We start from the raw sequence: 23,121 nt of genomic DNA on the forward strand, positions 1-23,121 counted from the left end.
AGTTTGCGGCGTATTCACGAAGAACCTGCACGCCAGCGACGAGTTCGGGGCACGCAAACCCGCCCCCCCTGGTGTTCACTCGCTTACTCGAACATTGCAGAGTGCGCGCGCACCAAGCAGTATTCGTGAACGACGACAACCAATTCATACAAGGCGCGATATGCGCCGGCATGCATGGCATTCACTTTCAGGATCTACCCGCGCTGCGCGCGGTCCTGGAACCGCTGTTGGGATCCGGTCCCGGCAGTAACCTATGATTTGGACGAGTCGGCAGCGGCGATAACGACTGCGCGCACGCACACGAGGCGGGACGCGGATGTCATCACTGTTTCTATATACAGCCACCCGGGTGGGCGATATGATGCCTGCCCTCATTTTTTGCTAACACGGACGTGATGCACGGAACTCCAGCTTGCCCATGAGCGATTGGCCCCATTCAGTCATCCAGCCCGCGTTACTGCAGTACATCCGCAGTCATGTGAAGCAGTCGAACTGGCGCTTCACACAGCTCGAGGTAGTGCACGACGCGCTGGCCCGCGTGATTCAGCTCGATCCGGACGAGCTGTGCGTGGTGAGTTGTTTCATCGACGGACAGCGCTGGTATGTCATGACCACGTCGCGTGTGTTCGGCATTTACCGCGGCTCGCGGTTCGAGTTCTCGCCGCTGCAGATCCGTAAGTGCACGTGGGGCGACTTCAAGCAGGAAGGCCGCGTGCAGATCGAGGTCGCCGAAGTGCAGCTGATCGGCGGCGACAAAGTCACGATGGCATACGAGGCGGGCTTCGCCTCGATCGCGCCGATCTACTACGAGCGTTTCTGGCACACGCGCTATCCGGCGCTCGAGCGCGGCTAGAGCGCATAAGATTTTGACAGCGAGGCCGCGCGGCGCGGCCTAAGCTGACTCAACGGTGCCGCGCAAGTCACGCCGCTCGGCGACGGCACTTGCCGGTTCACCTGGATCTCCGATCTGTTGCCGCATGACCTGGCGCCGACCGTGACCAGCATGATCGAAGCCGGCATCGCCGCCATCAAACGCAAACAAGAGGCGGCGTGATAAAGCCGGTTGCGCGCCGGCTGCAGCCAGCCGAGTTTTCGGGTCAGCGATTTGTGTGAAGCTTGTCACATAGATCGCAACTCGTTTGCCATGCAGCGTACGCCAGCGTGCGTAGCCGCGGCAAAAAGTCTGGGTAATTCCGCGGAAAAAACCGCTTTTCCGCACCCCGTGACGCCATATCATGACAATTTTTCCGACATGGACAAACGCCGAAAGCCGAATAGACTCGCGCCATCGTTTGCACTTTTCCGCAACGAGTTTCCCGCTAGAAATGCAGTATCGGCGCAGCGATTTCGATGTCACCAACACCGTGCAGGTGAGCTCACCTGACGCGGTCCGTCGCGCCGTCGTCGAGCTGTATCGACAGAGCTGGCCGCACTACCCGCTGGATCGGGTGGACACCGCCTTCCGCGACTTCGAGCGGCTGTTCAACGGTCAGTTTCCCGGCTACTACGGCTGCGACACCGTTTATCACGATCTGCAGCACTCGCTCGACGGCACGCTCGCCGTCGCGCGCCTGATCGTCAGTTACGATCGCACCCACCTGGCGGATGAACGCCTCGGCCCGGAACGCGCCATCCTCGGTGTCGTGACCGCGCTGTTTCATGACGCCGGCTACATTCGTCAGACCGACGACCAGACTCATCGCAACGGCGCCGAATTCACGCTCAGCCACGTCAGCCGCAGCGCCCAGTTCATCGGCCGCTACCTGCCCACCATCGGCATGGCCGAGTGGGTGCCGGTGGCGACCAAGATCGTGCACTTCACCGGTTACGAAGTGCAGTTCGACCAGATCCGCCTCGACGATCCGCGCGACCGCAAACTCGGTCATCTGATCGGCACCGGCGACCTGATCGCCCAGATGTCGGACCGCTGCTATCTGGAGAAATGCCGCGACCGGCTCTATCCCGAATTCGTGCTGGGCGGCATCGCCATGCCCAGCGACGCCACCGGCAAGACCCAGGTGAAGTACAGCTCCGGCCTGGATGTGCTGCGGCAGACGCCGGGCTTCATCGAAGACGTGCGCCGCTCGCGCCTGGATGGCGAGTTCGCCAGTGCGTACAGCTATCTGGAATCGCTGTTCAACGGCCGCAACCCGTACATGGAAGCCATCGAGGCCAACCTGAGCTATCTGAGCGAAGTGTTGCGCACCGGTCGCTGGCCCATGCTTCGTCGCGATCCGCCGTGTTTCACCTGGGAGCGCAACCCGGTGCAGAACATCCGCTCGCTGGTGATCGGCCACCTCAAACAGGTCTGGAAAAGCGGCTGACGCCCTTATCCTTGCGAGCGCCGCCCGTCGAGTAACATGACGGGATGACAGTCGATCTCCAAGGCTCTGGCTGGATCAACATCGGCGTCGCACTCGCCGTCGGCTTCCTCATCGGCATCGAGCGGGAACGCAGCAAAGGCGACGGCCCGGGCCGCGCGGTCGCCGGCCTTCGCACCTTCACCCTCATCTCCCTCGCCGGCGCGCTCGGCATGTGGATCGGCGGCGTGCCTGTATTCATCGCCGCCGGCGCCATCATCGGTGCGCTCATCGCGGTGGGTTACCTGCGCACTCGCGATACCGATCCCGGGCTCACCACCGAGATCGCGATGGTCGTTACATTCTTGCTGGGCGGCATGGCGATCCGCGAGCCGCGCCTCGCCGCCGCGTTGGCCGTCGTGGTGGCCATCCTGCTCGCTTTCCGCAAGTACGCTCACAACTGGGTCAAGAACGTCCTGACCGATGAAGAAGTCCGCGACGGCCTGCTGCTCGCGGCCGCGGCGCTGGTGATTCTGCCACTCACTTCGACTGAACCCATCGATCCGTGGGGCGTGGTGCAGCCACGCAAGCTTTGGATGCTTGCGGTCCTGGTCATGTCGATCAACGCGCTCGGCTACGTCGCCCTGCGCGCCTTTGGCACCAAGACGGGACTGGCGATCGCGGGTTTGATCTCCGGCTTTGTCTCGAGCACCGCCACGATCGGCGCGATGGGCGCGCGCACCAAGAGCCAACCTGAGTTACGCAAGGGCGCCGTCGCGGGTGCCGCGGCATCATCGGTCGCGACGATAATTCAGCTCGCCATTGTCGTAGGCCTCGTGAGCCAGCCCACACTGGTGATCCTCGTACCTTCACTGATCGCTTCGGGAATCGCGGCCCTGATCTACGCGGGCATATTCGCGTTGCGCAGCTTCCGCGAACCAGCCACTGCCGACGATGCGCCGAAGGGCCGTCCATTCGAACCCAAGACCGCCATCATTTTCGTGCTGGTAGTCGGAGCCACGCTGCTGATCTCCGCTTTGTTGACCGAGTGGCTCGGCGACCGCGGCCTGATGCTCGCCGCTGGTGTCGCCGGTTTTACCGATGCCCATGCGGCCGCGATTTCGTCCGCCTCGTTGGCCGCCAGCGGTCGCACGCAAGCGGAGTTCGCGGCACTGGCAGTACTGGTCGGCCTCTCTACCAACACCGTGAGCAAAACTGTGGTCGCCTTCTCGCTGGGGGACCGCAGCTATGCCCGCTCGCTGACCCCGGGGCTGGTCCTGATCGCAGCAGCTGCGTGGGGTGCGTGGTCGGTTCGCGCTTTCTTCGTTTGAGACCTTCATACTCCCGACGATGAGTGAACGCTTCACACGGCTGAATGCCCGGTTTCCACGCAAGCGCGTGTTCATCACGGGCGCCGGCAGCGGCCTGGGACTGGAACTGGCGAAGCAACTGGCCGGCGACGGCTGGACGCTCGGCCTGTTCGATCGCAACCTCGAACGCCTCACCAGCGTCGAGGCGGCGTTCACCGAAGCGGGCGTGCAGCTCGTCGCCTATCCCGGCGATGTCACTCAGGCGGACGAGCTCACCGTCGCCGTGAACTCGTTCGCCGCGACTCACGACGGCCTGGACGTGATGATCAACAACGCCGGCGTCGCCGGCGGCGGCTCGATGATGGAAGTGTCGCTGGAAGACTGGCGCTGGATCATCGACATCAACCTGATGGGCGTCGTGCACGGCGCGCGCGCGGCCATTCCTCATCTGCAACGTAATGGCAGCGGCCTGATGATCAACGTCGCGAGCGCGGCGGCCTTCGCGTCCGCACCGGGCATGATCTCGTACAACGCCACCAAGGCCGCGGTCGTGTCGATCAGCGAAACGCTGGTGAATGAATTGCGGCCGATCGGCACCCAGGTGTCGGTGGCGATGCCGACGTTCTTCCGTTCGTCGTTGTTGGAAACATTGCGCGGTCCGGAGCACGCGCGCATGCGCGCGAATGAAGCGATGCAGAGCTCGCAATATCCGGTGGAACAGGCGGCGCGCGATTTGCTGACAGAATCCGCCGACGGCCGGACTTACATCGTGCTGCCCAAATCCGCCCGCATGATGTGGCGGATGAAACGTTGGATGCCGCTGCGTTTCCTCGCTCAGGTGCGAGGCCTCACGCAGCGGCGAGCGGCCGACTGATTCAGGCCGGAGAATCCACCGCGAGCAGGAAGCGCGTGTAAATCTCGGGCAGACGCGCCAGCACATGCGGCTTGCCTTCGATGTTGCTGGCCTCCAGTACACGCCGCAGAGTCGACAGACTCAGCGATTCGAGCGCCGCTTGTGAGATCGGCGCATAGCTCAAGTGCCAGGGCTCGGGACTCACGCCGCCGCGGTCGGTCCGATACGGCTGGTAGAAACCGAAACGTCGCATATTTGCATCGAGCCACTGCGACAGCCGCCCGAATATTCCTTCCGGCGCGTATTCAGCAGGCAACAGTTCGACGGTATAGCCCGGCGGCACCGCGGCGGCGTCGATGACGTCGACATCGCTCCCCCAGTGATGCCGGCTGCCGCCCGGAATCGCCGACCAGCACAGAATCGCGTCGACCGCCGCCGAATCCGGCAACTGCTTGCGATCGAGCAGGCTGCCCTGGCGATCGTAGATGGCGCGCTCGCCGGTCCATTTGCGATTCCAGATACCGAGCTGCGCCTGGAAATCCCGGAAGCTGGACCGCGGCGTGAGATCGATGCCGTCGGCGCGCGCGGCGTCCCTCATCGCCAGGAAAGAAGCCACCGCTTCATAGTGAAGCATGCAACGCGGGTCGCTCAGTTCCACGACGTGAGTACGCGCCTGACCAGTGAGCTCGAGCTCGTTCATTACAATCCGACCTTGGCCACAAAGCAGTAATTAGTTGAGAAAACGCGGTGTTTTGCCGTGATTTTTGACATTCTAATCGTTTGGTATGTTAAAAAAACCGACAAGTAAACTACACGTCTCGCTACCACGAAAAACATGGGTATGATGCCGTAACGAAGCGGTAGTGCCACCGTGCCGAAGCCGAGGCACTTCGGCAGCACGAGGTAAGCAAGTGCGGAGTATGGGTTGAGATCGCGGGGCCTCAAAATCAGATTGTTGTCCGTCGCCGTCGCGGCGGGCATCGCCATTGCCGCGACCCTGTTCCTGCTCGAATACCTGGACTATCGCAAGTCCAGCGATGTGGTGGTCAAGCACGGCGAGCGTTCGCTGCTGATCGCCGAAGCGCAGCGGCTCGACCTGCTCGCCAGCGACATGGCGGCGGCCGGCGCCCAGGCGCTGGAAACAGCCCTGCGCAACAACGACAAACGTACGCTCGAGAAGGTCGTTGCCTCGCTGCTGAACAACCCCTATTCGATTGCGGCGCGCGTCCTGGCTCCCGACGGCTCGGTGGTCTACGAGACGATTCGGCAGGATCAATGGACTCAGCAGCTCACCGATCAGGACAAGCGCACCATCCGCCGCGGCCTGGGCGGGGTCGAATCGCTCGGCACGCTGGAGATCATCGTCGGCCGGCCCGGCCTCTCCGACACCGCGCACGCTCTGCGGACTCAGCTGGAGCGCGTTCAACAGCGCGACTTCGAACGCCGTATCTGGATCGTCGCCGGCGTCGGCGTGCTCATCACCGGCTTGCTGACCCTGGTCGCGTGGATGCTCGCGCAGCGCCTGGAGCGCCCCATCGTCGAGCTGATCCGTTCGGCGGAGCGCATCGGCGAGGGCGATTACACCCGTCCGCATAAAGTCACCAGCAACGACGAGATCGCCGAGCTGGAGATGGCCCTGGACCGCATGCGTCAGAACCTGCGCCAGACCACCATCACCAAGAACTATCTGACCATCGTCTTGAACAGCATGAACGACGCCGTGCTGGTGACCTCGCCGGACGGCATGGTTCGCAAGATCAACGACGCGGCGGTCCGGCTGTTCGGTTACAACGAAGAAGAAATCGCCGGCCAGCCCTTCATCAACCTGCTCGCCGAGAACGAGCGCGACAACTTCTCGCTCGAAGCGGCCGGTGTCGAGACCCGCGAGACGGTCATCGCCACGCACAGCGGCCAGACCATCCCGGTGTCGCTGTCGGGCGCGCCGATTGCCGGCGACGATCCGCAGTTCCAGGGCACGATCTTCGTCGTCCGCAACATCACCGATCGCAAGCGTGCCGAGCGCCGCATTCGCTATCTGGCCCGTTACGACGCGCTGACCAAAGTGCCGAACCGCATGCAGTTCCAGCACATGCTGCAGCAGGCGATCGCACGCGCACGGCGTAACGATCGCGGCATCGTGTTGCTGTATCTGGACATGGACCGCTTCAAAGAAATCAACGACACGTTCGGTCACGCCGCCGGCGACCGTACGCTCGAAGTGCTCAGCGAGCGTTTGATCCGCATCCTGCCGCGGGAGGCCGTGGTCGGCCGCCTGGCTGGCGACGAATTCGGTCTGTTCATCGAAGGCTTCGCCGATTCGGACGATGAGCGCACGCAAGCCGCGAATCTGGCGCGCATGGTGCTCGCCGAAGTCTGCAAAGCATATTACGTCGATCAGCAGGAAGTGTTCCTGACCGCCAGCGTCGGCATCGCGTTCTGTCCGAAGGATGCGGAGAACGTGATCGACCTGATCCGCAACGCCGACGCGGCGATGTATCACTCCAAACAGAACGGCGGCAACAGCTTCGCGTTCTACTCGCCGGACATGAACGCCGCGGCGGTCGAACGTTTGATGCTGAAGAGCAAGCTGCGTCGCGCGCTCGAGCGTGACGAGCTGATGATGCTGTATCAGCCGAAGGTCGATCTGCGCGACGGCCGCATCATCGGCGCCGAAGCGCTGTTGCGCTGGCGCCTGCCGGGCCACGGCGACATTCCGCCGTCGCAGTTCATTCCGCTGGCCGAAGAAACGAATTTGATCTTGGGGATCGGCGAGTGGGTGCTGAACCGCGTCTGCGCCGACTATCACCGCTGGCAGGACAAGATCAAGAATCCGGGCCGCGTCTCGATCAATCTTTCGCTCAAACAGCTGCGCCAGGCGAGCTTCATCACCCGCTGCAAATCGGTGTTCCGTCGTCACGAAGTGTCGCCGACCTGCTTCGAGCTGGAGATCACCGAGACCACGCTGATGGTCGACCCGAAGCGCACCATCAAGCTGCTCGACGAGCTGTACGCGATGGGCCTGCACCTGTCGATCGACGACTTCGGCACCGGCTACTCCTCGCTGTCGGCCTTGCAACAGTTCCCGATCGGCACGCTGAAGATCGACCAGTCCTTCGTCCGCGACGCCGCCATCAACAGCGACGATGCCACCATCGTCCGCACCATCATCGATATGGGCAAAGCCCTCGAAGTCGAAGTCGTCGCCGAAGGTGTCGAGACCGAAGAACAATTCAACTTCCTACGCAACCGCGGCTGCCACTACGGCCAGGGCCGCCTGTTCGGCGACGCCATGAGCTCGGATGAATTCCTGTCTCTGGTGCTCACTCAGGAGAGCGGCCGGGCGAAGGTCAGCGAGCTGTTCGCGTCGTAACCGTCTCCGCGGCAATTCGCCGCGCGCATCTGCGCGGACAGCATCGGCGCTTAGAAACAAAATTCAGGTTGCTTGCCGCAACGCATTCCGATTAGTAATGCGCGCAGTGACACGAACAAGGATGTGACGTGATCAAAGCAGCCTCCAATTTTCCATTGCCATACCAACAGTCTTGGGTTAGATTTTCTCCCCATAGCGCCCTTGGCAGTAAACGGTTCCGCCTAAATCCAGGAATCGTCCAACCCAGGGGCTTTTCTTTTTGGGCGATCCGATGAGCAGAGTCGCCATACTCATCGACCTGGGCTTTTTCCTGCCGCGTTATCGATCGCTGATCGAAGGCGACGCGAATCCAAGCCACACACCGAAGCAAGTCGCTGCCGCCCTATTCAGGACGGCCGAGCGTCACGTCGCCAGGGAACACGGCGAGCAGCTCTATCGAATATTTGTTTACGACTGCAAGCCGCTGGACAAGAAGGCTCACCATCCCATCACCGGCAAAACGGTCGATTTCTCGCGAACGCCTTTGTTCACGTTTCGTAACGAGCTGCATCGCGAGCTGGTTTGCATGCGCAAGGTCGCGCTGCGCCTCGGCGAGCTGGCGGACGACTCGCAGTGGATCGTTCGCCCCGAGCCTCTGAAGCGGCTGCTCAAGAGAGAGATCACTGTCGACGATCTGGTCGAGGCGGACCTGCGCTATGACGTCACACAGAAGGGTGTGGATATCAAGTTCGGCATCGACATCGCGTCGCTTGCCTACAAGAAACTGGTAGAAAGAATCGTACTCATCACCGGCGATTCCGACTTCGTGCCCGCCGCCAAGCTGGCGCGGCGAGAAGGACTGGATGTGGTGCTGGATCCGTTGTGAACCACATCGCACACAGCCTGCACGAGCATATCGATGGATTGAAATGCCACTGGGTCAAACGAGCCAGCGGAGCGAGGCATGAGATCTCGAGGCGCACGCGAGCTCGCGGCAAGGGGCTGAAAGATCAGGCCTGGCTGCGACATGGTCAGCTGAGTCGCACCTGGAATCGCCCCGAAGTCCAAGGCAGCTAGCGCGATCTGTTACGATTCCGCCCCGGTTTCGCCTCGGCTTCGTCGCCCATGCTTTCCTTCTCCTCCCTCGCCCTCCGGCGCGGTACGCGCCTGCTGATCTCCGATGCGTCCTTTACCGTGTATCGCGGGGAAAAGGTCGGCATCGTGGGAGCCAATGGCTGCGGCAAATCCAGTTTGTTGTCGCTGGTGCTCGGCGAACTGCAACCCGATGCCGGAAGCGTGGACTACCCATCGCAACTCGTGGTGGCGCATGTAGCGCAGGAACTGGAGGCGACCGACCGGCCGGCGATCGAGTTCGTGATGGACGGCGACGAAGAGTTGCGCGAGACCGAGGCAGCGATCGCGCAGGCTGAAGCAAACAATGCCGGTGCCAAACTGGGTGAGCTGCACGCACGCTACGCCGCGCTGGGCGGTTACGACGCACGAAGCCGAGCGGGCAAGTTGATGCACGGTCTGGGCTTCTCGGCGGCGGATGAGACGAGGTCGGTGAATGCCTTCTCCGGTGGCTGGCGAGTGAGACTGAACGTCGCGCAGGCACTGATGTGCCGATCCGATCTGCTGCTGCTCGACGAACCCACCAACCACCTCGATCTCGACGCGGTGATCTGGCTGGAACAGTGGCTGCGCAACTATCCAGGCACACTGCTGATGATCGCGCACGATCGTGAGTTCCTGGATCGCACCGTCGATCGCGTCGTGCACATCGAGAACGGCGCCGCGAAGATCTACACCGGCAATTACTCCGCGTTCGAGGAGCAACGCGCCTCGCAGCTCGCGCAACAGCAGTCGATGTTCGAGCGGCAGCAGCGCGAGATCAAGCACATGATGAGCTTCATCGAGCGCTTCAAAGCGAAGGCGAGCAAAGCGAAACAGGCACAGAGCCGGGTCAAGGCGCTGGAACGCATGGAGAAGATCGCGCCGGCGCACGTCGACTCGCAATTCGAATTCACATTTCTGGCGCCTCAGAAGCTGCCCCGGCCACTGCTGACATTGGACAGACAATCGGTCGGCTACGGCGAACGCGTCGTCATCGACAACGTCAACATGACCATCGCACCCGGCAGCCGCATCGCGCTGCTCGGTCGCAACGGCGCCGGTAAATCGACGCTGATGAAATTGCTCGCCGGCGAACTCGCCGCCTTCGACGGCAAACGCACCGAAGCGCGCGACCTGAAGATCGGTTACTTCGCTCAACATCAGCTCGAGCAGCTCACCGTCGACGACTCACCGCTCGGCCATCTGAAACGCCTGGGCGGCGAAGCCGCTGCCAAAGCCACCGAACAGGAACTGCGCGGCTTCCTGGGAAGCTTCGGATTCAGCGGCGATCGCGTCTTCGAACCGGTCGGCCCGTTTTCCGGTGGCGAGAAAGCCCGTCTGGTATTGGCGCTGGTCAGTTACTTACGACCGAATCTGCTGCTGCTCGACGAGCCCACCAACCATCTCGACCTGGAAATGCGCCAGGCACTCGCGATGGCCTTGCAGGATTACGAAGCCGCGGTGGTGCTGGTCTCGCACGATCGTCACCTGCTACGAGCCGTCGCCGACGAACTGATCCTCGTCGATCAGGGTCGCGCGCAACCGTTCGATGGCGATCTCGACGACTACGCCAAATGGTTTCAAACACGCGAAGCGGCCGAGATGGCATCAGATGAGGCAGCCCCCGCCGCGCTCAGCGCGGAGCAAAAGAAACAACGCAAGCGTGAAGAAGCGGAACGTCGCAATCGGCTGAGCCCACTCAGGGCCGACATCACGCGACTGGAAAAGCAACTTGCGAAGCTGGAGCAGGAACGCACCACCGTCGAGACCGCGCTCGCCGAGCCCGACGTCTACAATCCCAGCTCCAAACAAAAGCTGCTGGACCTGCTGCAGAAGCAGACCCAGCTGAAGCGCGATATCTCCAACATCGAGACCGAATGGCTCACCGCCAGCGAGAAACTCGAGGCGGAGCTGTCGGCCGGCGAGTGACGGCCCGGGCGGCGCGAGTAAGCCAGCCAGCGCCGATCCAAGCTGCGCCGACTTCCGCAGGGCTTTCCCGCTGTTGTTCGAGACGCGCGACGGCCGGCTGATCCTGCGGCTCTATTTCTTGAGCTGAGCGTCTACCAAGGCGTCCGCCGTCGCCACCAAGAACTGCTGCGGCCCGCCCTTGCCCAATGCCTGCGCCGAGGAGAAGGCGCCATCGACGAGCAACAACAACTGCTCGGTGAGCTCTTCCGGATTGCGTACGCCTTCGATGTTGTCGACCAACCCGCGCAACCGCCGACGCAGCTCCTGCATCTCTTCGAACGCAAGCACGCGCGCCGGATGCTGAGGATCGGCGAACTCGACCGTGATGTTCATGAACGGACAGCCGCGGAAATGTGAGCTGCTCACAAACCGGACGATGCCATTGAGATGCGCACGCAGCCGAGCGCGCGGCTCGGGGTCGCTCAGCGCAGCCGTCTTGTCCCAGCCCGCCCAGCGGTCCTTCTGCTCCTGTTCGAGCACAGCGACGATCAGCGCGTCCTTGGAAGGGAACCAGCGATAAAGACTGGTCTTGGCCACGCCCGAGCGCGCGACCACGGTGTCCACCCCGACCGACCGGGCGCCTTCCTTGTAAAACAAGTCGCGGGCCGTGTTCAGAATCCGGTCCCGGACACTTTCGGTAGGCGCGGCCACCCCATCGCTACCCGCGCGCGGTTTTGCAGTTGGACTCATGGGCCTCCTCATTCACCTTGACAGCGCTACAGACCTGTACGTAGCATAAGAACAGACAGGTCTGTAGCGTCACTTACAGTAGCCTCGACACCCGGCCAGTGCAATCGAAGCTCTCTATGCGCTTTTCACCTGTGGGAATCGACTTACTTCGTTTGTTCCGGAGACGGCAATGAACACCTTGACTACTGGCCTGGCCATTCTCGCCGCGACGACCGCGATCCCCGTGACCTCCGCGATCTCCGCTTCCTGCGGCATGCGCGTGGTCCATAGCGATACCGACTTTCCCGAGCGCGCTCAACTGCGCGGGCAAAAGGGAACGGTGCTGATCAATGTCACCCTCGATGCCAACGGCCACGCCACCGCCGCTGACGTGGAGCATTCGAGCGGCTATCTGTTGCTCGACCTCGCCGCCCAACGCAGCGTGCTCCAGAAGTGGCAGTTCGATGTGTCCCATTGCTCCCACACGTTCCCGGCGACTCACCAGGTCGCAGTGGAATATCGCAACGAGGAGTATCAGTAAAGCATCCCTTGTCTGCCGCCTCGCCCCACTGAGGCGGCAGAATTTTTTCACCGCTTACACGATGCCGGACGCGCGTAGTTTTTCGATCTCGGCAGCAGTCAGTCCGGCATCCGCCAGCACTTCCTGCGTGTGCTGTCCCAGCAACGGCGGCGCCGACTGATAACGTATCGGCGTCTCCGACATCTTGATCGGGCTCGCCACCATCGGCACGGTGCCCGCCTGCAGATGGGGCAGATCGATCCGCATGCCACGACTGCGCACCTGCGCGTGCTCGAACACCTGCGCCAGATTGTTGATGCCGCCCACCGGAATGCCCAGCGGCTCGAACAACGCAATCCACTCCGACACCGTCCGCTGCTTCAACACTGCCGCCAGTAACGGAATCAGCACATCACGATTGCGCACACGATCCTCGTTGCGCAGGAACCGCGGATCCCGATGGAACGACTGACCCGCGGCCTCGCAGAACTTCGCGAACTGTCCATCGTTACCCACGGCGACCACGAACTGGCCGTCGGACGCATCGAACACCTGATACGGCACGATATTGGCGTGCGCATTGCCCATGCGCTTCGGCGCCTTGCCACCGACCAGATAATTCATATTCATGTTGGCGATCATGGCGACCTGGGTATCCAGCAACGCCATGTCGATGTACTGGCCCTGGCCAGTGAGCGAGCGATGCACGATCGCGGCGAGAATTGCCACGGTCGAATACATCCCGGTCGTGATGTCGGCCACGGCGATGCCAACCTTTTGCGGCCCGCCGCCCGGCAAATCATCCCTTTCGCCAGTGATGCTCATCAGGCCACCCATGGCCTGGATGATGAAGTCGTAACCCGCGACCTGTCGCATCGGCCCGGTCTGACCGAAGCCGGTAATGGAACAATAGATGAGGCCGGGGTTGATGGCCTTCAACTGCTCATAACCGAGGTTGTAACGCGTAAGATCGCCAGCTTTATAATTCTCGATCAGCACGTCCGCGCGCGTGGCCAACCTGCGCGCCACTTCCTGCCCTTCGGGCTTGGAGATATCGAGCGTCAGGGACTTCTTGCCGCGATTTGCCCCTAGGAAATAAGCAGATTCTCGCGTGTCCCTGCCATCGCGATCCTTTAAATATGGAGGTCCCCAGCTACGAGTGTCGTCGCCGACGCGAGGCCGTTCGATCTTGATCACTTCCGCGCCCAGGTCCGCGAGGATCTGCCCGCACCAGGGGCCGGCGAGCACACGACTCATGTCGAGCACGCGGATGTGCGACAAGGCGCCCGAGCTGTGAGGCGACGACGTATTGGAGCTGGAACTTTCAGGCGTCATACTGCTTCTTAACTTGCATGGTCTTCAGCTTCGGCCGCGCAAACTAATCGCAGCCCGGGCTGTGGATCAAGCGCGTTTCGATCAACAGCGCATGTCGGTGCCGCACCATGATCCCGTACCACCGGTCTGGTTTGATGGTCTCGATGATCCTCATCGGGGCTTTGCTTAGTGGCAGCGTGATAGCCCAGGAAAAGGCCACGTCGGCGTCAGCCACTACCGCAGTCATCCCGGCGAAAGCGGCGCCACCCCGCAAGCCCATGGACCTGCGGACACCCAAGATCACCGAGCTGTTCACCTCCGAAGAGCTCAACAGGATTTTAGCGACCACGTTCGTGCGCGAAGACATCGAAGAGGTCGAGGTCGAAGGCATCCGCGACCGCCGACCGACCAACACGCCCAACGTGTGGCCCGGCATCGCCGCCCCATTCTGGGCGTTGTTCAACCCCTCGCAGGCCTGGCGCATCCTGGCGCCGCTACCGCCGGACCAGACACAGGGCCTGGAATACGTGCGCGCCAATGCCACCGATTCGTATCTGCTCGAGCCGGCAGGTGGCCCCTCGCCGCCGGCAGGCATGTCCCCGGCCGGCATGCCGTATTCGCCACCTCATTGACGTCGCTTGGAATTCGCCTCGCGGAACGCCAGCAAGGTCGAACCGTAACGGTGTCTATGAGACACTGCGGTTCAATCCTCGGTAAGGCGTGTCCATGACTTCATCGGCTTCCGCCGTTCGCGCCGAGCGCGAACGCGTGCTGTCATTCCAAGGCGGCTGTAACTTTCGAGACATCGGCGGCTATCGCACTCAGCAAGGCACCAGCACCCGCTGGGGCAAAGTGTTTCGCACCGGTGTGCTCACGTACTTCACCGAAGACGATCACGCGCCGCTGACCCAACTCCAGGTCCGTGCGATTTGCGACCTGCGCCGCCTCGAAGAACGCGAGCGCGAGCCGACACGTTGGCCGCACGAGTTCAACGCGCTTTCCTGGGCCGACGGCACCGTGACACCGACCGTTCGCGGCCTGGCTGCGGATCGACCAAGGAACGCCGCGGGAATGTTTGATGCGATGGTCGCGTTGTATCGCGCGCTTCCAGAATGGATGGGCCCGCGCATCGGCGGCATGTTCTCCGCTATCGCCGCTGGCGACGTACCGTTGGTCGTTCACTGCGCGGCCGGCAAGGACCGCACCGGCGTCGCCGTGGCGGTGTTGCTGCGATCGTTGGGCGTGCCGGAAGAAACGGCGATCCAGGATTATTTGCTGACGAATACGTCGGGCAACTTCGAAGAGTTCATTCGCTCACGGCAGCAGGCCCAACTCGGCGTCACCGACAACCACGCTCCCTTGCTCTCGATGCCGGAAGACATGCGCCGCGTTCTATTCAGCGCCGACGCCGCGTTTCTGCACGAAGCGCTTGCGCAGATCGGCGATGTCGAGGGTTATCTGGCGAAGACGGCGGGAGTGACGCCGGCGATGCAGGAGAAGGTTCGGGCGGCATTGCTGGAGTGACGCCGGTCGGAAGCGCCTGATCAGCAGCTAGTCGGAGCATCCTCCGGCTGGAGTGCCGAGTGTTAAATTCCAGCGGCGAGTCTTCGAGCGTCCGCTAGAGCGCGTTGTTGGGCAACACACCGCGTCCCCAATCAAGGCGCAGATCTTTGACGAAGTAGGCATCTGGAACGACCTCGTCAGGTAAGACTCCAGCTTGGTCACAGATAATTTCCTTTAGCTCCAAGAATACGGCTGCTTCATCGGCACGTAGCAGGCTCCTTCGCTGAAGCTGGATAACAAGTTCAGCAGTATCAAGCCCCTTCGTTAAGCCCAACGTCTGCGCTCAGGGGCGTGCGTCTTCGCACATCGACTGGAGCGCATTGTTAGGCTACTTTGCGCGACTCCAAATAGCCGTGAATCAATTCCCCTTCACCGCCAAACGCGATCAGGTGCAACTCGATATCGAAGCCAGCTTGGTGTTCTTGCTCACCCATATCTCGGTACTCGAAACGTGCCCGCAGCAAAGGCAGCTCGGGGAATGATTTCGCGTCCTTGTCCTTCGCTCCGAAAAATACCAACGCTGAGCATAGGAGCACGTAAGCATCTGGCAACGTGAGATTCATAGCCTCGTTCTGCACCGACGCCGGGAGGACATAGTCGATCCAATCGTTCTCTTGGTTCTTCCAGAACGATGTTCGTGCGCCGAACGTATCGGACTTGATCGATACCGCACCATGCTCGTATACGAAGTAAGCCGGTGTAAGCGTGCGTTGGGCAAGCTGATTAACTGCAGTCACTACATCGGCGATCGGGAACGACCAAATGAGGCGCACCCCCTTCGCAGTGCCCAACCCAACGTTTTGCAGAGGAATGGTGAGTCTCTGAACCCCTTTTGTGGATTCGTGGGGTTGGGCTTTCTTGAACCAAAACGTTGGCAGCCTCCCCCCTGCGACCATTGGGTCCGTCGAGCCTTCAAAAATGCTCCGCGAAAGTGCCAACTCAGGCCGATAGGACGCCTCACGTTGTTTGGCAATCTGCCGAACCGTCAGAAACGTAGCTACGGCAGACAAACACGCTCCGATGCTGGCGAGAAGGGCGACTATCTGATCATTTGTCATTGGCACTCCCGCTGACTAACGCCGTTATTATGCGCCGCGCTACGCGCGTGACACTCGAAAGCCCCCGCTCGGCGGCAGGTACTTCTTGAGTGTGCCGGCGACGAACGTTTGTCCTTTTGGTGCCATGGCCTCAAACCACACACAAGAGATGTCATTGTCATCGACTTCCTCGACAGTCATGGGTTGGCCACCTGACTTGAGCTGTACTACATCACCTATCGCGAATGACTCGCTCATTATGATTCTCCTGCCTCCCGCTCACTTTCGGGATAGCGGTGCTTTGGAAAGGCTACCGGTACCTTAAACTTGATCCTAGATTCTGTGCCCTGAGATTGATTGCTTCTCCCACCGGCACTCAGATTTAAGAGCGACGCCACAGTCAGTCCCACTCCCGCTTTGGTTTCCGTTCCGGAGTTTGCGAGGATGGCTGCGTCGAACTCAACAAACTCTACCGAGTGGCGCCGACCGCCGGTCACAAGATTTCCAGAATCGTCTTTGGTAACGGAGGTATTAATCCTAGCGCCTGAGCCCACCTCCTGGAGCTTCGTCTGCGCCTCCTCGATGCCACTTGCGATCTGCAGCAAAGCCTCTGTTAAAACTGCTTTAGCTCCATAATTCTCTCCCAGAGTACCCCGCGCCGAAGAGCAAGAACTCGACTTGCTGGTAGGCATTTATTGTTGACCCGCCACCCTCATGCCGCTAGATTCACTGGCAGGTGCTGAACACACCTTCTACTAGCGGCTGACCGTACCCGAAAGCTTGCGGTTTTTTTGTGCCTGTCGTTTACGACTATGGTCGGGTAGCGCGCAGCTATACAACACCCGAAAGGGAAAAACTGCGGGCCGTCTAGTAGCGGTGTTCAAGTACCCGGCCGCCTCTCTGAACAAGAGGCCCGATGAACAATCTACTAGGAGGCCATCATGGCTGCTCACGTTCCCATCTCGCCCAAACCCCGCCTGCTGAGTATCACCGGCTGCCGCTACGAATATCAACTGGATGGCCGGTGGCCACGACCACCCGAGGTTCCCTATTTACGCCTGCGCGGCTATTGGCTGCAGCAGGCGGGGTTCTCAGTGGGACAGCGCGTGCAAGTTCACATCTCTGAGCAGCACATCACGATCGTGACGGCGCAGTGACGCTTTGAATCGGGGCAGCAGGCGGATAAGTCTCTAGCTCTTGTCCGTCTGCCGAATGCTGCGAATGAGCCGCGAGCAGGCTGCTCAGCGTTGGCTTGGTTCCCTGGCCAGGCACCGCGTCGTTTTCTTGAGCGCTTGCGTGCCCTGTTATCAGACTTGAGAACTTCAGCGCACTCTTCGTTCGAAGGAAGTGTCGGCTCGGGCAGAATGTCATGCCAACCACCGTACTTTGAATCAGGACAGCCGCAAACAACCGCTCTTACTAGGTGCTTCTGCAATCCTTTGCGCTTGCGGATGGCATTGGCACGCTCTTCGCTCTCTTTAAGATCGATGATGGCGCCGCGTTGTAGATATTTACCGACCATACTTTAACCAAGCCTCCCTGCACCGGCCTCCAGTCAGGATGGATGACGATCGACGGCCAAACCAACCACGACAGGAAACTCCACGTGGAGTGCCGAATGTTAAATTCTGCTTCAAACGTCAACCCGCTTCAGCTGAGCGTGACGAATCTTCTCGCGCAGACAGTCGCCAGCATCCTCCCGCTCAATCCAGCTTGCAAACCAGCCGTGTAACAGTCGTTCCAGCAGTGAAATTCGGGCCGTCTGCGCGCACCTTTTTTCCTTCGGGCGTGTCGAACACAGCTGCCATCTGCTCAGGGCTGTCAAACCACATTTCAAACACTCGATAGAACGCTGGCGGTGAACCGTCAGCTTGCGGCAGACACTTGGCCGCCTCCATTCTGCGTGCCCCCTTCATAGCTGCGACTAGCGGCATGTGGACGTCGAGGTAGTACTTCTCGAATTCCTCGGGTTTCGGTGGGTGGCCATAAAGAACCATCAGTTTTATCCCACCGGTGCCCTGGTCAGTCGCCGCCGCGCTGACCCCTGCCGTAGCCAGCCCAACAGTCAGCAGCGAGAGAGACGTTCTGCGGTCCATGGATCATTCCTTATTCGGTCCAGCCTTCGGATGATTGAACGTTCTCATTCGGCAGCCGAACCACTATGGAGACTCAAGGTATCACCGGCGGCTCATATTCCAGCGTCAGCCCAAACGCCCACAGCAGAAACAACACCACCGGCACATGCACGATGAACTGAATCATCGTGAAGCCGATGACATCCCGGGCTCTCAGCTTCAAGATTCCCAGCAGCGGCAGCATCCAGAACGGATTGATCAAGTTCGGCAGGGCCTCGGCCGCATTGTAAACCTGCACCGCCCAGCCGAGGTGAACCTTCAGTTCGTTCGCCGCCGCCATCACATACGGCGCTTCGATGATCCACTTGCCTCCGCCCGACGGCACAAAGAAGCCCAGCACTGCCGAGTAAACGCCCATCACAATTGGGAATGTCTCGCGCGTCGCGGCCTGAGCGAAGAAGGTCGATAGGTGATGCGAGATGCTCTGACCGTCGCTGCCCACCGCGGCCGTGAGAATCGCAGCGATGCCGCCGTAGAAGGGAAACTGGATCAACACGCCGCTCACACCGGACACACTCTTCGAGACCGAATCGAGGAACACGCGAGGTCGCCAGCACAGTAGCAGCCCGAGCATCACAAACATGAAGTTGTAAGTATTGAGGCTCGAGATTGCCAGCGCTGCGCCCTTGGTGGCGAACTCCTGAAGGAGCCAGGCTGCGCCCAGCGCAGCGATCAACACATTGAGCAACGGGCTGTACTCGAGCCACTCGCCGGGCCGGGCGGCCCGAGACGTCGGCTCAATCTCCGGCGCATCGGTAACGAGTCCCAAGCGACGCGCGGTCTGCGCGTTCTCCCCTTGTGGCGCCGTCAGCCATGCAATCAGCAACGTCACGACGATGAGAATGGCCGTCAACGCGATCGACTGCCAAAGGAAGATCGTCTCGGTAAATGGAATGACGCCCGTGATCTGCACCAGCGCCGGCGGCATGCTGGCGGGATTGGCCTGCAACTGCGCCGCTGAGGATGACAACCCCATGGCCCACACCGAGCCCATGCCCAGATAAGCGGCAGCGGCCGCAGCGCGTAGATCCATATCGAGATCGTCGCGACGAGACAGGGCACGCACGAGCAGGCTGCCGAGGATCATGCTCAATCCCCAATGCAGCATCGAGAACAGCATGCTGATGAGCGACACAAAGCACACAGCGCCCCGCCCCGAGCGAGGGACGGCGGCGAGCTTGTTGATCAATCGGGCGGCGGGCGGTGAACTGGCGACGACGTAACCGCCGATGATGATGAAGCTCATCTGCATGGTGAACGGAATCAGGCTCCAGAACCCGTCACCGAACGCCTTCGCGGTTTGTGTCACCGGCGAGCCCAGGGCGATGGCGGCGATCGCCACGACGATCACGCCGAGCACCGCGAACACATACGCGTCCGGAATCCAGCGCTCCGACCAGGCGCAACAGCGCAGTGAAATGCGTTCCAACCAGCCGACGTGTTGATTCATAGCTGATGCCGGCATCGCTGCCGGCCGACGTGTCTACCCAAGGCGAATGCTGGCATCGCTAACCAGCCGACGTATTTCTGCAAGGCTGAGCCAGCATTGCTGCCGACCAACTGACTTATTCGCGTTCAAGCCCCGACCAGGCGTCGAGCAGGGACGCCGCCGTTGCCCGGGCTAGCCTACCTTGATTTGTATCGTATTGTCCGCCCGATCCAGCTTGCCGACGAGCAGCGCTCGCTCGACGCGTGCAGCGCCGGTGCGATACGGGTTGGCATCGTGACTGATCGCCACCGCTTGCCCATTCACAGTCACCGCGCTGACGCCATGACCCGCCCCGCCGATCTCATAGCTCAACGTCACTGGCTTACCGAACAGCGACAACCGCACCTGCAACCCATTCAATCCCGCCGGAATCACCGGATCGAACGTGACATCGCGCGCCTCGATGCTGAGGCCGAGGAATCGCCGCACGATCAGCCCCAATCCGATGCCCGCGCCGCTCGAATACACCCGCCAGCCACCATCGAGCGGCACCGTTCCTCGATTCACTCGATCGTATTCGGCACTGGCTTGATACCGATCCGCGAACGCCGCGTCTGAGCTGGAGTAGTAGCAGTTGGCCTGTCGCAACGTCGCGCTGAGCACCAGGCTTTGGATGCCGATGGGATTCGCCTGGCACAGCGCGCGGAAGAAACGGTCCGTCTCACCCACTCGCGCCAACGCCTGCGCGTAACGAAGATGCGCGTGCATATACATCAAGCCGATCTCACGACCGAAGAACGTCGCACTCTCGGCGCGCTGGAAGAAGCGCTGCGGTCCGCCGTGATAGTTCATTGGACGATCGAACAGCCGCACGCCGTCCGGCCCGCTGAGCTGCAGATCGATCAGACGCAGATGCTGTTGTAACTGCTCGGCATTGAACAGATCTTCGAGGATGGCGTGAATCATCGCCAGCGAGCTGTACTTCACGCCGGTGATGCCGTCGCGAGGATGGAGCAGACAGTTCACGTTGCCCTGCCCCTCGAACAGCGCATAACCGGTGAGCACACCATCCACCAGCAGCACTTTCTGGAAATCGCGCTTGACGTTCGCAGCCCACGTATCGAAGCGCGCCGCGTCCTGCTCACGACCAATGCTTCGCAACGCATGCGCGAGCGTCGTGAGAACTTGATGATGAAGGGTAACCGTCCACGCGCTACACATGCGCTCGCGCATCGCCGGATCGGCTGGCTGAAGCGCGTCGTTCCAATCGCCGTGACCGTACGCCGCAAGCGCCGTGCCTTCAACGATCCGGCGTTCGATCACTTTCAGCGCCCGCTCGACATGTTTCCACAGCGATACCGGTGGCTTCGTGTGGCCCGAGGAGAAGAACGGGACGGGCTCGTCGAGAATCGAGCTGTCGCCCGACGCGAGCAAATACTGAGCCAGCGCGAGCAGCGGCCAGAACACGATGTCGCCATGCGAATCGCCGGCGCGGATATCCCGCTCATGGTCGAAGAACATGAACCACTGCGGCCAGTCGCCATCGGAGGTCTGTGCCTTCATGACCCGAATCAACAGGTCGCGAATCGGCTGGAAATTGCCGAGCGCCAGTAACATCTCGACCGGTCCTTGCGTGACATCGCGCGTGCCCCAGCCGCCGCCTGAGTATTGCTCCAGGCCGCGCGGCGACAGGTAGTGCACGAGCGCGTTGTGTTTGAACCAAGGCAGGATCTCGACGAGCCGCTCGACCTGCGCCGACAGCGGGCTTCCCGGTGGAGCCTCTATGCCGAGCAACTCGACGAGCGGGTCGCCATGGCTCGTCGGCACATCGTTAGTTTCAGTAACGAAGTTACCGCGAAGGCTCAGCCCAAAGATCTTGCTCGCAGCAACCACCGAGCAAACATATGGCTGGCTACGCGACCGCTCATCTTTGAACAGCAACTCATCGCCACCGACGCGCTCCAGCTTCGTGCCTTCATGCGGCGTGATGGTGAATACGCCCTGCGGGAACCGACGATCCAGCTCACTGCCCTCGGCGGGCTGAATCACAATGACATCGCCCTCCTGGCGCCAGCGTGCTTCGCCGAGCCCACTGCCATCGTCGCCATTGAGCGCGACATGACTGGAGACAAACCACCGCGCAGGCGCACCGGCCAGCACTTCGACACGCATCGTGAGCTCGTGCTCGACATGCGCTTCGCTGCGAACTTCAATCAATCCATCGGCATGCTGGTAGAGCCAGCGGCACGCGTCCGGTTGAATCTCGAACGCCGACGGCATATCGAGCAATCGCCACTGGCCGTCCAGCTCGACGAACAAGCGCAGACCATGCGACCGGAACAGGCTCAGATAGCTGTGCACCGTCGACAGCAAACGATTGAAGCTCACATGCCCTTGCGTGAGCATCGAGTGAAACACGCCGTTCATCCACACCGTGGATGTAAGCGCCAATTCATCGGGCGTGGCATGCCGACCCGACCGAAGCAGATGCCCATGAGGCCGCTGCACGCGCTGTTCCTTGGCACGCAACACCACGTGTCGATCCGCGCCGTGGAAGAACGAAAGCACGGCGCCGTGTTCATCGACTTCTTCGTGCCGCCGCTTCGCGCTGAACAGTTTGTTCAAATCGTCAGCCTGCAGATCGAGTGCGTCGAGCAGCGGCGCCTGGCTGAACAGCGTGGCGTTGTTCGAATCATCGCTGCTGACTGCAGGGAGATCCGATAGCTCCGCCTCCGGCAGCATGAGCACTCGATCTACCGCGTCCAGATCGTCGGGCGACGTCGCTTCCGGATGATCGCCGCTAAAGCAGCCAAAGAATCCAGTGGTGGCGCGCTCGCCCGGCTTCAGCTCCAACGGCTCATCCTGAATCGCCACCATCGAGTGCTCGTGTTGTAACCGCTTGCCCGGCAGCCCCTGCATCACACCGAGCGGCGATCCGCCCGCACGTGTCGCGAGCCCGTGCACTTGCATGGCATCGGTGGCAAAGCTTTGTGCCCGGCGCAGCGAGCCAATCGCACTCCACGGGTGCCGCCCGCCGGCGGCGAGATTCTGACGAGACGCGATCACATGCCCGTGCTTGGGATGCTTCAACGGCGTGTGGTCCACGTACTGGCTGACATAGAACTCGTTCAGCCGCACGGTGGCGTAGGGCGACAGCGCCACGTCCTGCGCATAGATGACATCGACGAGTTGAGTCGAACCTGCAGGATTTTCCAGACTGACCTGCCAGAACCAGGCCGGCGCCAAGGCCGCGAGCCGAAGCTGCACCGTGTAGCGAATACCGGACCATTCACCGCTGCCCACCCAGCCCTCCCCCGAGCGACTGAATCGAGTCGGGCTGCGTGGCCCGAGCAGCTCGATGTACTGCAAAGCGTCGGCATTCAGCCGTCGCAGATACAGATTGGCCACGCCGCCTTCCAACTCATTGCCAAGGAACAGATTGAGGAGGGTGTCGCCGTGGTCCATGCGCCGCACGGCGCCGTTCTCCAGCAGCTCGACCGTCAATCCGGAAGGGCTTTCCAAGCGGGCGGGTGATAGCGGCATCTGCGACTTTCCTGGCGC

The 23,121-nt window shown here is 61.3% G+C and carries 19 protein-coding genes; 11 read left to right on the top strand and 8 right to left on the bottom strand.

The window, feature by feature from the left end; all coding sequences use genetic code 11:
- The first annotated feature begins 418 nt into the window (after positions 1 to 418).
- The 4 genes from EKO19_RS29540 (at position 419) to EKO19_RS29560 (ending at position 4,484) form a co-directional block, all read left to right on the top strand.
- Positions 419 to 853 (top strand): hypothetical protein, encoded by a 435-nt coding sequence (locus EKO19_RS29540; RefSeq protein ID WP_129781018.1) that lies wholly within the window; start codon positions 419 to 421, stop codon positions 851 to 853.
- 472 nt (positions 854 to 1,325) lie between these two features.
- The gene (locus tag EKO19_RS29550) at positions 1,326 to 2,324 is read left to right on the top strand and encodes a hypothetical protein (RefSeq protein WP_129781020.1); all 999 of its coding nucleotides are present in this window, start codon (positions 1,326 to 1,328) and stop codon (positions 2,322 to 2,324) included.
- Positions 2,325 to 2,368: 44 nt separating this feature from the next.
- Positions 2,369 to 3,631, top strand: a complete 1,263-nt coding sequence (locus EKO19_RS29555; protein ID WP_129781021.1) for an MgtC/SapB family protein — start codon at positions 2,369 to 2,371, stop codon at positions 3,629 to 3,631.
- Between the two features lie 19 nt (positions 3,632 to 3,650).
- On the top strand, positions 3,651 to 4,484 hold the full coding sequence (locus EKO19_RS29560) for an SDR family NAD(P)-dependent oxidoreductase (RefSeq protein WP_129781022.1): 834 nt from the start codon (positions 3,651 to 3,653) through the stop codon (positions 4,482 to 4,484).
- Position 4,485: 1 nt separating this feature from the next.
- Here EKO19_RS29560 and EKO19_RS29565 read toward each other — a convergent pair whose 3' ends face one another.
- Positions 4,486 to 5,163 (bottom strand): M15 family metallopeptidase, encoded by a 678-nt coding sequence (locus EKO19_RS29565; protein ID WP_217705696.1) that lies wholly within the window; start codon positions 5,161 to 5,163, stop codon positions 4,486 to 4,488.
- Between the two features lie 255 nt (positions 5,164 to 5,418).
- On the opposite strand from EKO19_RS29565, the gene EKO19_RS29570 reads away from it, so the two are divergent.
- The 3 genes from EKO19_RS29570 to EKO19_RS29580 all read left to right on the top strand — a co-directional run bounded on the left by EKO19_RS29570 (position 5,419) and on the right by EKO19_RS29580 (position 10,854).
- Positions 5,419 to 7,833: a putative bifunctional diguanylate cyclase/phosphodiesterase gene (locus EKO19_RS29570; protein ID WP_129781024.1), complete on the top strand. Its 2,415-nt coding sequence runs from the start codon at positions 5,419 to 5,421 to the stop codon at positions 7,831 to 7,833.
- A 271-nt stretch (positions 7,834 to 8,104) separates the two neighbouring features.
- On the top strand, positions 8,105 to 8,698 hold the full coding sequence (locus EKO19_RS29575; protein WP_217705697.1) for an NYN domain-containing protein: 594 nt from the start codon (positions 8,105 to 8,107) through the stop codon (positions 8,696 to 8,698).
- A gap of 239 nt (positions 8,699 to 8,937) precedes the next feature.
- The gene (locus tag EKO19_RS29580) at positions 8,938 to 10,854 is read left to right on the top strand and encodes an ATP-binding cassette domain-containing protein (RefSeq protein WP_129781025.1); all 1,917 of its coding nucleotides are present in this window, start codon (positions 8,938 to 8,940) and stop codon (positions 10,852 to 10,854) included.
- A gap of 111 nt (positions 10,855 to 10,965) precedes the next feature.
- On the opposite strand, the gene EKO19_RS29585 is transcribed toward EKO19_RS29580, so the two are convergent.
- Positions 10,966 to 11,583 (bottom strand): TetR/AcrR family transcriptional regulator, encoded by a 618-nt coding sequence (locus EKO19_RS29585; RefSeq protein WP_157995498.1) that lies wholly within the window; start codon positions 11,581 to 11,583, stop codon positions 10,966 to 10,968.
- A gap of 169 nt (positions 11,584 to 11,752) precedes the next feature.
- Between EKO19_RS29585 and EKO19_RS29590 the strand changes: the two genes are divergently transcribed.
- Complete coding sequence (locus EKO19_RS29590) at positions 11,753 to 12,103, top strand: energy transducer TonB (protein WP_129781027.1); 351 nt, start codon at positions 11,753 to 11,755, stop codon at positions 12,101 to 12,103.
- 54 nt (positions 12,104 to 12,157) lie between these two features.
- Here the strand turns inward: EKO19_RS29590 and EKO19_RS29595 are convergent, their stop codons facing one another.
- Positions 12,158 to 13,417 (bottom strand): CaiB/BaiF CoA transferase family protein, encoded by a 1,260-nt coding sequence (locus tag EKO19_RS29595; RefSeq protein WP_129781028.1) that lies wholly within the window; start codon positions 13,415 to 13,417, stop codon positions 12,158 to 12,160.
- 143 nt (positions 13,418 to 13,560) lie between these two features.
- Here EKO19_RS29595 and EKO19_RS29600 point away from each other — a divergent pair, with 143 nt between their 5' ends.
- Both EKO19_RS29600 and EKO19_RS29605 read left to right on the top strand, forming a co-directional pair.
- Positions 13,561 to 14,028 carry a hypothetical protein gene (locus EKO19_RS29600; RefSeq protein WP_129781029.1) on the top strand — a complete coding sequence of 156 codons (468 nt, stop codon included), beginning with the start codon at positions 13,561 to 13,563 and terminating at the stop codon, positions 14,026 to 14,028.
- A 94-nt stretch (positions 14,029 to 14,122) separates the two neighbouring features.
- Complete coding sequence (locus tag EKO19_RS29605) at positions 14,123 to 14,920, top strand: tyrosine-protein phosphatase (protein ID WP_129781030.1); 798 nt, start codon at positions 14,123 to 14,125, stop codon at positions 14,918 to 14,920.
- Between the two features lie 362 nt (positions 14,921 to 15,282).
- Here the strand turns inward: EKO19_RS29605 and EKO19_RS29610 are convergent, their stop codons facing one another.
- Entirely contained in the window at positions 15,283 to 16,017 is a 735-nt protein-coding gene (locus EKO19_RS29610) for a hypothetical protein (protein WP_129781031.1), read from the bottom strand.
- 39 nt (positions 16,018 to 16,056) lie between these two features.
- On the bottom strand, positions 16,057 to 16,254 hold the full coding sequence (locus EKO19_RS40040; protein ID WP_129781032.1) for a YodC family protein: 198 nt from the start codon (positions 16,252 to 16,254) through the stop codon (positions 16,057 to 16,059).
- Positions 16,255 to 16,937: 683 nt separating this feature from the next.
- On the opposite strand from EKO19_RS40040, the gene EKO19_RS29620 reads away from it, so the two are divergent.
- On the top strand, positions 16,938 to 17,153 hold the full coding sequence (locus EKO19_RS29620) for a SymE family type I addiction module toxin (protein ID WP_129781033.1): 216 nt from the start codon (positions 16,938 to 16,940) through the stop codon (positions 17,151 to 17,153).
- A gap of 546 nt (positions 17,154 to 17,699) precedes the next feature.
- Here EKO19_RS29620 and EKO19_RS29625 read toward each other — a convergent pair.
- The 3 genes from EKO19_RS29625 to EKO19_RS29635 all read right to left on the bottom strand — a co-directional run bounded on the left by EKO19_RS29625 (position 17,700) and on the right by EKO19_RS29635 (position 23,103).
- Positions 17,700 to 18,092, bottom strand: a complete 393-nt coding sequence (locus EKO19_RS29625) for an EthD family reductase (protein WP_129781034.1) — start codon at positions 18,090 to 18,092, stop codon at positions 17,700 to 17,702.
- 73 nt (positions 18,093 to 18,165) lie between these two features.
- A complete protein-coding gene (locus tag EKO19_RS29630; protein ID WP_246038992.1) occupies positions 18,166 to 19,581 on the bottom strand; it encodes a short-chain fatty acid transporter in 1,416 nt (471 codons plus the stop codon).
- 171 nt (positions 19,582 to 19,752) lie between these two features.
- On the bottom strand, positions 19,753 to 23,103 hold the full coding sequence (locus EKO19_RS29635) for a GH36-type glycosyl hydrolase domain-containing protein (RefSeq protein ID WP_129781036.1): 3,351 nt from the start codon (positions 23,101 to 23,103) through the stop codon (positions 19,753 to 19,755).
- Positions 23,104 to 23,121: the final 18 nt, after the last annotated feature.

Origin of the sequence: Peristeroidobacter soli (genome assembly GCF_004138485.1) — a bacterium.
In the GTDB taxonomy this organism is placed as follows: Bacteria; Pseudomonadota; Gammaproteobacteria; order Steroidobacterales; family Steroidobacteraceae; genus Steroidobacter; species Steroidobacter soli.